Here is a 12,676-nt window from a genome sequence, read left to right as displayed (position 1 = left end):
TCGGCGAAGCTCATCTTATGAGCACGCACGACGTCCACCGCAACCCCCTGTCACCGACCCCGCGCACCACGCTGACCCGCGCCAAGGAACGCGGCGCCACCGATCGCGCCGCACTCGACGACGTGCTCGACGCGGGTCTCATCTGCCACCTCGGCGTGCTGCTCGGCGGGTCGCCGGTCGTGCTGCCCACCATCTACGGGCGTGTCGGCGACACCCTCTACCTGCACGGATCGACCGGAGCCGGCAATCTGCGCGCCGCGATCGACACCGATATCTCCCTCACTGTGACCCACGTCGACGGGCTGGTGTACGCCCGCTCGGCCATGCACTTCTCGATGAACTACCGCAGCGCGGTGATCCGGGGCAGGGCGGTGCTGGTCACCGACGAGGCCGAGCGCGACAACGCCCTGCGGGTGATCGTCGAGCACGCCGCCCCCGGTGCCTGGGATCGGGTGCGGCCGCCCAACCGCAAGGAGTTGGCGGCGACGATGGTGCTGGCGCTCGACCTCACCGAGGCGTCGGTGAAGGTGCGTACCGGCGGGCCGAACGACGACGAGGGCGACATCGCGGCCGGTGGTGTGTGGGCCGGTGTGCTGCCGCTGCGACAGGTATGGGGCGAGCCGATCCCGGCCGACAACCTCGAGTCGGGCATCGACGTGCCCGCCGATGTCGCGGGTCGGGTGACCTCGATCGACGTGCCGGTTCCCTAGTTCCCCGCCGCGCCGAGCGCCATCAGGTCCTTGGCCGAGACTTCGGGGAGGTAGGCCTTCGTCAGCGCGATGCCGATTCGGGGCAGGTCGGCCTCGTCGCGGTAGCACAGGTACACCGGCTCGTGGCGGGGCTGGAACTTGGCTTTGAACGAATGCAGTGACCGGAAGCCGTAATACGGTTCCATCGCGGCGCCGAGCCCTTCGAGTAGACGATCGATCGGTTCGGCGCCCTCGGTGCTCGCGCTGCGCGCCAGCGGAGCCCCCGACAGCGAAACGATCTCGGCGCCTTCTTCTTTGAACTCTTGGCACGCCGAGGCGATGAGGAATTCCACGACCGGCCGGAAGCCGTCGGGGCGCCTGCGCATCACGTCAAGGGTCCAACCGCGGATCTCGTCGCCGGGGCCGTAGACGGGTAGCCAGGAGGTGACGCCGTGCACGCTGCCCTGGCTGTCGATCGCCAGCCCCACTCGCACGGCCGGATCCATGGCTTCCTCCACTCCGCCGAGCGTGAATCCCATTTCCGGCAGGCCCTTTTCGCCCACCCACTCCTCGGAGATCGCGCGCACCTGGGCGATCACCGCGAACGGCTGATCGCCCAGTTCGACGAGACGGAACTCGATGCCCTCCTTGGTCGCCCGATTGATCGCCGACCGGATGTCCTGCCACGCTTTGCCTTTGTACTCGAGCTCGGGCAGGTCGACGATGGTGTCCTCGGCGATCTGCACGCTGCGCCACCCGAGCTCGCCCGCGATATCCGCGACGATCTCGGTGGTGGAGAACAGACACGGAACCAGGCCGTCGGTCTCGCAGGTGTCGGTGAAGGCGGCGATGGTGTCCGGCAGCAGTTCTTCGGGACCGATCGGGTCGGTGAGCGCGATGACAGTGCCCGCGTGGCGTTGGTAGGCGACGCACCGTTCACCGTCGTCGGCGAACCAGTATTTGTTCTCCGGCCACGTGGTCATCCACGACATGGTGCTGCCGCCGTAGCGGGCGAGCAGGTCGCGCACCGCTTCGGCGGGATCGGTGCCGGTGAGCGCACCGCCGGAGATCCTGCGCCGGACCGGCACCCGGAACGCGCCGCGGCCGCCGTAGAGCAGCGCCACCTCGCCCGCCCACAGCAGGGCGGTGCCGACGGTCACCGCGCCGGTGGTCTCGTAGTCGGTGCCCATGGCCACGCCGAGCAGCACCAGGGTGAGCACCACGTGCAGCAGGCCGTAGCCGAGGGTGACCCACCACGCCCAGTGTCGGCCCTTGCGTAGCTGATCGGCGACCAACCCGATCACCACCACCGTGACGATCGTGCTCCACAGCGAACCGCGTTCGTTCCCGGTGGGACCGAGCAGGCTGTTGGCGGGGAAGAAATACACCGCCACCGAGGCCGCGGCGATCACCATCAGTCCGGCGAAGGCCAGCATGCGCACCTCACGTCGGGTGCGTGGCCAGATTGTTCGGTTCGGCTGAAGAGCTTTTCGCCCGCGGGCAGCCACACGGCGACCGCGATGAGATGCATGAGATCGGCGAAAGTCGATTCGAACAGGAAGGTGATCGACACGTGTGCCAACAGCAAGGCGCGCACCCGCAGGCGCCACGGCGAACGCAGGGTCGCCGAGACCGCGGCCACCGCCGAGATCGCCGCCGTGGAGAACCCGACATCGCGCACCTCGGAAAGCCGGTCGGCCCAACCGAGATGGGTGTGTGCCAGCAGCCCGACCGTCACCGACGCGCCGAGGACCCCGATCAACTGGCCCGACAGGCAGACGAGGGCGGTGCGCACGGTGCCGAGCCGCCACTCCGCCCAGCCGATCGCGGCCGCTGAAAAGATTGCCATGCAGAGGTATTGGACGGGGGTGAGTCCGAAGAACCAGCCCGACAGCGGCGTCCACCACTTGCCTTCGGTGAGCGCGAGCCAGCCGTAGGCGATATCGGGGTACCAGGAACGCTGGTCGAGCCTGCGCCAGAGGCCGCCGGTGGCGAGGCCGAGAATCATGACCACGACGAGGAAGCCGAGAGTGAACGGCACCCGGCGGATCACGGTGTGCGCCAGGGCGACGCCGCGCGAAGGAGCTGGTTCGGTGGCAGTCGCGTCGTCGTTCATAGAACCACCCTTTGCTGCGAGTGCGCCGCACCGGCGCGGTGACGTCTTCTGTGTACCGTATGTCATCGCGGTCGTACCGGGACCGCGATGCGCGCGCTAGGGCGGTCGAGGTGGCATCTGTGGAGGTCAGCGATGACGCGAATCACCGATCTGTCGTTGCTCACCGGATGGCTGCCGGTGGCGCTGACGGTGCTGGGCGCCGTGGGTGCGGTGTGGTTGCTGTTTCCTCGCGTACGGCGGTATGTCACGACGACCATGCCGATCGTGGTGCTGTCCGCCGTGGTGCTCACCGTGGCGCTGTACCTGTTCGTCGAAGAGGTGTGGCGGCCGTTTCCCGATCCGGTCGCCGTCTCGGTGTACGTGCTGATCGGGATCGCGGTGGCCGCGGTGCTGCTGGTGGTGCCACGGATTCTGGTGCGCCGGAGTGTGGGGACCGTGGTGGTGACCGTGCTCGCGGCCGGTGTCGTGCTGGTCGCGGTGGGAGTCCGGATCAACCTCGTGTACGCGTCGTATCCGACGGTGGGCGCGGCGCTCGGGGTGGAAGAGGTCGATCGGATCGAGCCCGGTGAGCTGACCCGGAGCGAGCGGGTGATCAGCGCGCGCCCGCTCGAGCCCGCGTGGCAAGCACCCGGCGGATTGCCCGACGGCGGGCGGATGCTGACCGCGACGGTACCGCCGACGGCGTCCGGATTCACCGCTCGCGAGGCTCAGATCTATTTGCCGCCCGCCTATTTCGCGGACCCGCGTCCGCTGCTGCCGGTCCTGGTGTTGCTCGCCGGTGAGCCGGGCGCGCCGCAGGACTGGTTCTTCGGTGGGCAGTTGGCCGAGACCATGGATTCCTTCGCCCGTGCGCACAACGGCCTCGCGCCGGTGGTCGTGGTGGCCGACGGGACCGGCTCCCAGCTGGCCAACCCGCTGTGTCTGGACTCCGCGCTCGGCAAGGTCGCCACCTACCTGGCCGTCGACGTGCCCGCATGGACAAGGGCGAATCTGCAGATCGATCCGGATCCGCGCTCCTGGGCGGTGGGTGGACTGTCCTATGGCGGCACTTGCGCACTGCAACTGGCCACCAACTATCCCGGGGTCTATCCCAACTTCCTCGACATCTCCGGTCAGGACGAGCCCACGCTGGGCGACCGGCAGCGCACCGTCGACGCCGCGTTCGGCGGGGATACCGCGGCGCTGCTGCGGGTCAATCCGCTCGATCTGCTGCGATCGCGGACCTATCCGGATTCCGCCGGCGCGTTCGTGGTCGGCGCCGATGACGAGATGTATCGGCCGCAGGTGGAGCGGATGTATCAGGCGGCGAAAGACGCGGGGATGGACGTGCGGTTGCGGATTCTGCCCGGCGGCCACAACTTCGCGCTGTGGGCGTCCGGGCTGCGCGATCAGCTGCCGTGGTTGGCCACCCGGCTGGGCCTGACACCCTGATCGGTGCCGGATTCCGCAGGGGTCGCCGGAGTACAGTCGACGCATGTCCGAGGCGGAAACCCCAGGTACGGACGCCGGTGACGCAGCAGGGGTGCTCACCGAGAAACACATTTCCGACGCCGCGCTCGCCATTCTCGACGTGGGCGGCAGGCAGGCTCTGTCCGTCGGGGCGGTGGCGCAGCGGCTCGGGGTCGACGCGGCCGCGGTGCGTGCTCGCGTGGGCAGCTCGGACGGGCTCGAACGCGCCGTGATCGAACGCGTGCTGTCGTCGGTGGTGCTCGGGCCGCTCACCGACGACGGCGTGGAGTGGACCGCGGCGGTGGTCCAGTTCGCGCTCAGTGTGCGCGGTCGGCTGTTCGATCACCCCGCGGTGCCGGAGTTGATCATGTCGGGTCCCATGGACAGCCCGTCGGCGGACGGGCCCGCGGCACGCGATATGACCGAGTCGCTGTTCGTCTGCCTCGCTCGCGGCGGACTACCTGCGCCCATCCGCGCGCACGGGGTCTACGCGGTGATCGTGTACGTGCTCGGCTCGATCGCCCTCGACGTGGCCGAAACCGATGGAAAGCCGCCGCTGCCCGGGGAATCCGAGCGGAGCGCGACCCGCCGCGCGGCTCTCCACCACCTGGATCCAACCCGGTGGCCGCGCACCGCGGCGCACCTCGAGGAGATCGCCGCCTGGACCTCCGTCGATCAGTTCGTCTGGGGGCTTCGCGTGCTGCTCGTCGGGATGACGGCGACCTGACGCGCGAACCGCGAGGAGGGTCGGGCGGCACCGGGCGCTGTCGATCCGGGCGGTCGCGGGCAAGCTCGGGTTGCCGGTCGACTACCAGGGGCGGGGGTGCAATCCCACTGCCGCACAGGCCTTGTCGATGGATTCGGGCAGGGCGTCGTTGTCCGCGGCGAGGCTGACGAGGGCGAGTGTGTAGGTATCGCCGAGGTGGGAGAGGTAGCCCGCGAGTCGGGTGCGGGGGAAAGTGGTGATGCCGGGGTGGATCGCACGTGCGGCTACTCGGGTGCAGTTGTGCGGCCCGACATTTCGCACGGCTTCAGGGAGGGTTCCGATGTTGGAGCACAGGATGTCCCGCTCGCCCGCGCCCTTGCTGAGGGCGTAGGCGTAGTGGTCGGGGAGTACTTGGAGAATCTCCTCGGGAAGGCTTGCGGGGCTCGATATTCGGCGCTGATAGGCGGCCTTGGCCTTGTCGCGGATTGTCGCGGGGGAGTCGGTGCGCTGGATCGCGATCTCGGTCATCGCGAGGTCGTTGTCGACGCGTGGTTCGTCGCGAGTGTCCACGGGCAGGCTCGCGATGATCGTCGGAGTCGGGAATCCGTTGTGCCACAGGATATTCGCGATCAGGTGAATGAACAGGCTGTTCGCGGTTCCGTCGGCCGTGGCCGCGGTGGTGTCCCAGTGGTCTGCGTCGAAGGTGAGCAGGGTGCTGTGGATGGCGCGATCGGTGGACGTGTCGGGGGTGCTGGTTGCGGGTGACCGAGGGATGCCTCGGCGCAGCGCGCGTGCGGTGCCGCTGATGATGGTGGTCCATTGGGTGCGCGCGTCAGCCCAGTCCGAAGACGTTGCGCGGATGCCTTTCCCGCCGCTGGGCCTGTTCTGCTCGGCGGCCGGTGATGTGCGAGTGGGTTCGGCGGCTCCGAGGGAGTCGAGGGCGACGGTGATGGCGTGGATCAGACCACGGGCATCGGCGAGTGCGTGCGAACACGTCACGGCCACCACGGTTCCGCCGTCGTCCAGGCGCGCGGCCGACAGCCGCCATCCCGGGGTGTACTCCGGGTCGAGGTCGGTGCCGAGGGCATCGGCCCAGGGCAGGATCGCGTGCTCGGCGAGTGGCCCCACGCTGCTGGAAGTGAGGTCGTCCGGGCTCATCGGTGTTGTCGACCAACCGGCTTCGGCGGTCCCGATGGCGTTCGGGAGGAGGTCGAGAGCGTGCGCTCCGATGTTGGGTTGCCAGGCGCGGCGGGCACCGGGGACCCGCGGGTTGACGACTCTGCGACCCAACCGGCCGTGACGTAAACGGTCGTGAATCGCTTGCAGGAGCACAGGTTCCATCGCATCGGTGGTGCGCCAGAGGCCCTGGAGCGCGATGGGGGTGCCCATGCCGCGGTGGGTGCGCAGGAAGATTTCGTCGACGACCGTGAGACGGTCCATCAGCGGCGGTCTGCGCTACCGTGCCTGCCCTCACCCGCGGCGAAGCGGGCGGCGCCGTCGAGCGCACCGCCGGTCAAGGCGGTCAGGCCGTGCCGGAATTCGATGCGCAGCGCCTCTTCCTCGGTGTGGCCGTACTGGTCGTACAGGGCGGCGCGGTCGGTGCGCAGACAGGTTTGAGGCAGCGCCGCGAGCTGGGCGGCCAGTTCCTCGGCGACGCGGCGGGCATCGCCGGTGGGCACGACCCGGGTGACCAGGCCCATCTGCAGCGCTTCGGGCGCGCTCACCGGGCGGCCGGTGAGGATCATGTCGAGTGCGCGACCTTCGCCGACGATGCGCGGCAGACGCACGGTGCCGCCGTCGATCAGCGGAACGCCCCAGCGGCGGCAGAAGACGCCGAAAGTGGCGTCCTGCTCGGCAATTCGCAGATCGCACCACAGGGCCAGTTCGAGCCCGCCCGCCACGGCGTATCCGGAGACCGCCGCGATCACCGGCTTGGACAGGCGCAGCCGGGTCGGGCCCATCGGACCGTCACCGTCCTCGGCGGCGTGATTGCTGTTCTCGGTGCCGAGGGCTTTGAGGTCGGCGCCGGAGCAGAAGGTGCCGTTCTCGCCCCACAGCACGGCCACCGAGGAGGTGGGGTCGGCGTCGAACGCGCGGAAGGCCTCCACCAACGCGCGAGCGGTCGGGCCGTCCACCGCGTTGCGGGCCTGTGGGCGATCCAGGATCACCGTCGTGACCGGGCCTGCGTGCTCGACGCGCACGGGGGGTGAAGCCGGCTGACCGGTCGATGGTTCCATTCCTCGACCATACGGCCAGCCTGCCCTTGTGTGAAGAGGTGAATTAGTGGTTCACTTCTTCACATGGTGTACCGCAGGACCCCGGCCGTACAGGCCCGGCTCGACGCGCAACGGGCGCTGATCGTGCAGGGCGCCACCGCCGTGCTCTCGCGTGATGGGTTCGCCGGACTGTCGATGGCCGCGGTCGCCGCCGAGGCGGGAATCGCGACCGGCACCGTGTACAAGCAGTTCGAGAACAAGGCCGAGTTGGTAGCGGCGGTGTTCGAGACGGTGGTCGCCCGCGAGGTCGACGCGGTGCGAGCCGCGGTGGCCGCCGGTGACGTGGTCGGGCGGGTCACCGCCGCGGTGGAGACCTTCGCCGGTCGTGCGCTGAAGAATCCGAAACTGGCCTATGTCCTGCTGGCCGAGCCCGTGGACCCCGCGGTCGACGCGCAGCGGCTGGAATTCCGGCGCGCGTTCGCCGCGTCGTTCGAGACCGCTATCGCGCACGGTGTCGCCGAGGGTCGTTTGCCCGCGCAGGCCCCGAGCCTCACCGCCGCTGCCCTTGTCGGCGCGATCGGCGAGGTACTCGTCGGGCCGTTGGCGGCGGCTCCGCACGCCGAGACCGTCGTTCCCGAATTGGTTGCTTTCGCCGTGCGCGCGCTCGGTGCGCGCCCGGAAACGTTGTAGTCGAAGGAGTTACAGGACATGCCGACCCACGAAGTGTTCAACCAGGCGCCACCACTGATCCCCTTCGATGGCGCGCGCAACCCCGCGCTGCTGGAAGGACTGCACCGCGAAGGGGCAGGCTGGGCCGAAGCCGAGGTGCGCGAACTCGGCGCGCTGGCGGGCGGTTTCGAGGCGCAGGAGTGGGGCAGGCTGGCCAACGAGTACCCGCCGGTGCTGCACACCCACGACCGTTGGGGTAATCGGGTCGACAAGGTGGAATTCCACCCGCACTGGCACGACCTGATGAAAGTCGCTGTGGCGCACGGCCTGCACGGTTCTCCGTGGCTGGACGAGCGGTCGGGCGCGCACACCGCTCGCGCCGCCAAGTTCTTCACCTGGGGCGCTGCGGACGCCGGGCACATGTGCCCGATCTCGATGACCTACGCGGTGGTGCCCGCGTTGCGCCACAATCCCGAACTGGCCGCCCGCTTCGAGCCACTACTCGGTTCACGCACCTACGATTTCGGCTTGCGCGAGCCGTCGACCAAGGCCGGGCTCATCGCGGGCATGTCGATGACGGAGAAGCAGGGCGGCTCGGACGTGCGGGCCAACACCACTACCGCCACACCGCAATCCGACGGTTCGTACCGCATCGTCGGGCACAAGTGGTTCACCTCGGCGCCCATGTCGGACATGTTCCTCACCCTTGCCCAGGCCCCCGGTGGCCTGTCGTGTTTCCTGCTGCCGCGCGTGCTGCCCGACGGCACCCGCAACCCCCTCCGCATCCAGCGACTGAAAGACAAGCTGGGCAACAAGTCCAACGCGTCCTCGGAGATCGAGTACGAGAACGCCACCGGCTGGCTCGTCGGCGCCGAGGGAGCAGGCGTGAAGACGATCATCGAGATGGTCAATATGACCCGCCTCGACTGTGTGATCGGCTCGGCCACCGGCATGCGGCTCGGCGCGGTGACCGCGATCCATCACGCCAGGCATCGAGAAGCATTCGGCGCCAAGCTGATCGACCAGCCCGCGATGCGCAATGTGCTCGCCGACCTCGTCGTCGAATCGGATGCCGCGACCACGGTGATGATGCGACTGGCAGGCGCCACCGATCGCGCGGGTAGCGATCCGGCCGAAGCGGCGCTGCGCCGTATCGCCCTCGCCATCACCAAATACTGGGTCTGCAAGCGTGCTCCCGCCCACGCCGCCGAGGCCCTGGAATGTCTCGGCGGCAACGGATATGCCGAGGAATCGGGGATGCCGCGGCTGTACCGCGAGGCGCCGCTCATGTCGATCTGGGAGGGTTCGGGCAATGTGGCGGCGCTGGACGCGCTGCGCGCCATGGGACGTCAGCCCGAGACGGTCGAGGCGTACTTCGCCGAGGTCGGTCTCGCCCGCGGTGCCGATTCGCGCCTCGACGACGCGATCGACCGCGTCGGCAAGGAACTCACCGACCTGTCCGACATCGAATATCGCGCTCGACGCGTCGTGGAACTCATGGCACTGGTCCTGCAGGGCGCGCAGCTGGTGCGGCACGGACATCCCGCCGTCGCGGATGCCTTCTGCGCGACGCGCCTCGGCGGCGACTGGGGCATCGCGTTCGGCACCCTGCCGGTCGGTGCGGACACCGGCGCGATCCTCGAACGCGGATTCGTCGACGTGCGCTGAGTCCGATGTGCTCACCGATATCCGGTGAGCTCGTCGGTAGGGTACCCAGGTGACCTGGGCGAGTGGGGTGCTGTCGGTGAGCGAACTGGCTCAACAGATTCCGATGCGCCGTGAGCGGTTCCTGCTCGGGATCGCCGGGCCGCCCGGCGCCGGGAAGTCGACACTGGCGCAGCGGCTGTGCGCCGAGTCGATCACGTCGGGGCGGCCTGCGGTGGTAGCGCCGATGGACGGCTACCACCTGCGAAATGAGGTGCTGCGGGCGCGGAATGCCTTGGCGCGCAAAGGTGAACCGGATACCTTCGACGCGGGCGGGTTCGTCGCGGATCTGCGGTTGCTGCGGGAAACACCGGTCGGAGCGCCGGTGCCGTGGCCGCTGTTCGATCGCGCGATCGACGAGCCGACCGACGGCGGCGTGGTCGTGTGTGACGAGCGGGTGGTCATCGTCGAGGGCAACTACCTGCTGCTGACCGATGCCGAGGCGCCGGGTTGGGCTGAGGTCCGCGGGCTGCTCGACGCGTGCTGGTACCTGGACGCGCCGCGTGGAGTGCTCACCGAACGACTCATGGACCGGCACACCGCGGGCGGGCGAACATCGGATCAGGCGCGAGAGAAGGTGACGGGGAGCGATCTGCGCAACGCTGATCTCATCGCGGCGAGCAGGGACCGCGCTGACCACGTGTTGACCGCCGCGGGACATGGCTACCGCGTGACCTGATCCGTTTCGAACAGGCCGGCCCCGACCTGCTCGGCGCGTGTGCACGGAAATCGGCGGCTTCGGGGCAATCATGGAGTGATGACGCGAGATCGGCGGTTCCCCCATCATGTGATGCGCAATGGTGCGGCGGCGTTTTGCTCGGTGTTGCTGTACTACAGCGTGCCAGTGGGTTGGGCGTTCGAGCTCGACGCGTGGCCGGGGCGGTTGCTGGGGGTGTGTCTGTTCCTGGCCGGGATCGCGGGAATCGGCTGGCTGGTCTGGCGGCGGATCGATAACTACCTCAGGGCGCCGACCGCCATGGGTGCGCAGGTCGACGGATTGCTGCTGCTCGTGTGCGTCGTCGGCGTGGTGTTCGCCCTGTTCTATTTCCGCTTGCAGCAGGTTCATCCGGGTCAATTCGACGGGCTCGAAACCCGCACCGACGCGCTGTATTACACGCTCGCCACGCTCGGCACCGTCGGCTACGGCGATGTGCACGCCGCCGGTCAGGCGGCGCGGATCGCGACAATGGTGCAGATCGTGTTCGACCTGGTGGTGCTCGGCACCCTGCTCACCATCATCACTACCAGCGTGACCGCCCGGGTCCAAGCCGCGACTCGTGCCGCGCGTGCAGCGCGCGAAGTCAGCGGCGGTGCGTCCGATACCACTCGATGAGCTCGTCGGTCGACGAATCACCCACCGACACTGGCTTTTCCGGCCCGCTGAGCAACGGCATCAGGGCCAGAGCCTGCTGCTTGCCCAGTTCGACGCCCCACTGATCGAAGCTGTCGACGCCCCAGATGATGCCCTCGACGAACACCTGATGCTCGTAGAGCGCGATCAGTTGTCCCAGCGCCGACGGCGTGAGCTCCTCAGCCAGGATCGTGGTGCTCGGCCGGTTGCCCGGCATCACCTTGTGCGGCACCAGTTCCGGGTCGGTGCCCTCGGCCCGGATCTCCTCGGCGGTCTTGCCGAAGGCCAGCACCTTCGACTGCGCGAACAGGTTGCTCATCAGGATGTCCTGCATGCTGCCGGTGCCGTCGCGGGTCGGCAGGTCATCGGTGGACCTGGCGAAGCCGAGGAAGTCGGCGGGGATCAGGCGGGTGCCCTGATGCAGGAGTTGGTAGAAGGCGTGCTGGCCGTTGGTACCCGGCTCGCCCCAGAAGATCTCGCCGGTCGACGAGGTCACCGGGGTGCCGTCGGCGCGTACCGACTTACCGTTGGACTCCATCGTCAATTGCTGCAGATAGGCCGGGAATCGCCCCAGGTCGTTCGAATAGGGCAGCACCACACGGGATTCGGCGCCGAAGAAATTCGAGTACCAGATGCCGAGCATCGCCAGCAGCACCGGCGCGTTCTCTTCCAGCGGCGCGGTCGCGAAATGCTTGTCTATGGCGTGCATTCCGCTGAGGAACTCGGCGAACTTCTCCTTGCCGATGGTCACCATCACCGAAAGGCCGATCGCCGAATCCACCGAGTAGCGACCGCCGACCCAATCCCAGAAACCGAACATGTGCGCGGTGTCGATTCCGAAGGCGGCCACACGTTCCGCGTTCGTCGATACCGCGACGAAATGCTTGGCGACCGCTTCCTCGCCCAGCGCGGTGACGAGCCAGCGGCGCGCCGCGGTCGCGTTGGTGAGGGTTTCCAGCGTCGAGAAGGTCTTCGACGCGACCACGAACAGGGTGGTCGCCGGGTCGAGTCCGGCGAGCTTGGCGACCAGATCGGCAGGGTCGACGTTCGAGACGAACCGGGCGGAGATGCCCGCGTCGACATAGTGGCGCAGCGCGCGATAGACCATGTCGGGCCCCAGATCCGAGCCGCCGATGCCGATATTGACGATGGTCTCGATGCGTTTTCCGGTCGCGCCGAGCCACGCGCCCGAGCGCACCGAATCGGCGAATTCGCCCATCCGGTGCAGGACGTCGTGCACCTCGGCGTCGGCGTCGGTGCCGTCGATACAGAGCTGGTCGCCGACCGGAAGGCGCAGAGCGATATGGCCGACCGCGCGGTCTTCGGAGGTGTTGATGTGCTGACCCGAATACATCGCGTCGCGGCGTTGCGGCACACCCGCCGTGCGCGCGAGATCGATGAGTAGGCGCAGAGTTTCGCGGGTCACGCGGTGCTTGCTGTAGTCGATGTGCAGATCGGCCACCCGCAGCGTCAGCTCGCGGCCGCGTGCCGGATCATCGGCGAACAGTTGCCGTAGATGCATCGGCGCAACGGTGCGGTGATTGCCGTGCAGTGCCTGCCAGGCCGCCGACGCGGTGATGTCGCTGCTGCTCACGACCCGAGGGTACCGCGTTATATGCGCGCTGGCGCGCGGGTGTCCGCGGCCCCAAGGGGCCGCCGGTCAGGCACCGTTGCTTGCTCCTTCGTCGCCTACGCAACGGCGCCTGACCGGCGACCCGGCCGCGGACCGGCCACTTCGTGGCCGCCGCTCCCTAGGGGTCGCGGGTGCGGGGAGGG

The 12,676-nt window shown here is 68.6% G+C and carries 12 protein-coding genes; 7 read left to right on the top strand and 5 right to left on the bottom strand.

The genetic code is table 11. From position 1 onward, the window contains the following. Positions 1-17 precede the first annotated feature (17 nt). The gene (locus IBJ82_RS16355) at positions 18-710 is read left to right on the top strand and encodes a pyridoxamine 5'-phosphate oxidase family protein (RefSeq protein WP_194826746.1); all 693 of its coding nucleotides are present in this window, start codon (positions 18-20) and stop codon (positions 708-710) included. Here IBJ82_RS16355 and IBJ82_RS16350 read toward each other — a convergent pair. Both IBJ82_RS16350 and IBJ82_RS35375 read right to left on the bottom strand, forming a co-directional pair. After that, positions 707-2,125 carry a bifunctional lysylphosphatidylglycerol flippase/synthetase MprF gene (locus IBJ82_RS16350; RefSeq protein ID WP_370585339.1) on the bottom strand — a complete coding sequence of 473 codons (1,419 nt, stop codon included), beginning with the start codon at positions 2,123-2,125 and terminating at the stop codon, positions 707-709. The two genes, IBJ82_RS16355 and IBJ82_RS16350, sit on opposite strands and share 4 nt — an antisense overlap. Further along, the gene (locus IBJ82_RS35375) at positions 2,104-2,805 is read right to left on the bottom strand and encodes a rhomboid-like protein (protein ID WP_370585337.1); all 702 of its coding nucleotides are present in this window, start codon (positions 2,803-2,805) and stop codon (positions 2,104-2,106) included. The genes IBJ82_RS16350 and IBJ82_RS35375 overlap by 22 nt, the downstream gene beginning before the upstream one ends. Positions 2,806-2,937: 132 nt before the next feature. Here IBJ82_RS35375 and IBJ82_RS16345 point away from each other — a divergent pair, with 132 nt between their 5' ends. Together IBJ82_RS16345 and IBJ82_RS16340 are read left to right on the top strand one after the other, a co-directional pair. Further along, a complete protein-coding gene (locus IBJ82_RS16345) occupies positions 2,938-4,236 on the top strand; it encodes an alpha/beta hydrolase family protein (RefSeq protein ID WP_194826745.1) in 1,299 nt (432 codons plus the stop codon). A 43-nt stretch (positions 4,237-4,279) separates the two neighbouring features. Next, positions 4,280-4,981 (top strand): TetR/AcrR family transcriptional regulator, encoded by a 702-nt coding sequence (locus IBJ82_RS16340; protein WP_194826744.1) that lies wholly within the window; start codon positions 4,280-4,282, stop codon positions 4,979-4,981. An 81-nt stretch (positions 4,982-5,062) separates the two neighbouring features. On the opposite strand, the gene IBJ82_RS16335 is transcribed toward IBJ82_RS16340, so the two are convergent. Beyond that, positions 5,063-6,400, bottom strand: a complete 1,338-nt coding sequence (locus IBJ82_RS16335; RefSeq protein WP_228537151.1) for a hypothetical protein — start codon at positions 6,398-6,400, stop codon at positions 5,063-5,065. Further along, positions 6,400-7,197 carry a crotonase/enoyl-CoA hydratase family protein gene (locus IBJ82_RS16330; protein ID WP_194826743.1) on the bottom strand — a complete coding sequence of 266 codons (798 nt, stop codon included), beginning with the start codon at positions 7,195-7,197 and terminating at the stop codon, positions 6,400-6,402. Before IBJ82_RS16330 ends, IBJ82_RS16335 begins: the two co-directional genes overlap by 1 nt. Before the next feature lie 63 nt (positions 7,198-7,260). On the opposite strand from IBJ82_RS16330, the gene IBJ82_RS16325 reads away from it, so the two are divergent. The 4 genes from IBJ82_RS16325 (at position 7,261) to IBJ82_RS16310 (ending at position 10,882) form a co-directional block, all read left to right on the top strand. Then, positions 7,261-7,866 carry a TetR/AcrR family transcriptional regulator gene (locus IBJ82_RS16325; RefSeq protein ID WP_194826742.1) on the top strand — a complete coding sequence of 202 codons (606 nt, stop codon included), beginning with the start codon at positions 7,261-7,263 and terminating at the stop codon, positions 7,864-7,866. An 18-nt stretch (positions 7,867-7,884) separates the two neighbouring features. After that, positions 7,885-9,513, top strand: coding sequence for an acyl-CoA dehydrogenase family protein (locus IBJ82_RS16320; protein WP_194826741.1), 1,629 nt, complete (start codon positions 7,885-7,887; stop codon positions 9,511-9,513). Between the two features lie 49 nt (positions 9,514-9,562). After that, the gene (locus IBJ82_RS16315; protein ID WP_194826740.1) at positions 9,563-10,228 is read left to right on the top strand and encodes a nucleoside/nucleotide kinase family protein; all 666 of its coding nucleotides are present in this window, start codon (positions 9,563-9,565) and stop codon (positions 10,226-10,228) included. A 78-nt stretch (positions 10,229-10,306) separates the two neighbouring features. Next, entirely contained in the window at positions 10,307-10,882 is a 576-nt protein-coding gene (locus IBJ82_RS16310; protein ID WP_194826739.1) for a potassium channel family protein, read from the top strand. On the opposite strand, the gene pgi is transcribed toward IBJ82_RS16310, so the two are convergent. Beyond that, positions 10,851-12,494 carry a glucose-6-phosphate isomerase gene (pgi, locus tag IBJ82_RS16305; RefSeq protein WP_194826738.1) on the bottom strand — a complete coding sequence of 548 codons (1,644 nt, stop codon included), beginning with the start codon at positions 12,492-12,494 and terminating at the stop codon, positions 10,851-10,853. The genes IBJ82_RS16310 and pgi overlap by 32 nt on opposite strands. Positions 12,495-12,676 lie beyond the last annotated feature (182 nt).

The organism is Nocardia sp. XZ_19_231, from assembly GCF_015355705.1.
Taxonomy (GTDB): Bacteria; Actinomycetota; Actinomycetes; order Mycobacteriales; family Mycobacteriaceae; genus Nocardia; species Nocardia salmonicida.
This window is presented reverse-complemented; position numbering and strand designations above follow the sequence as displayed.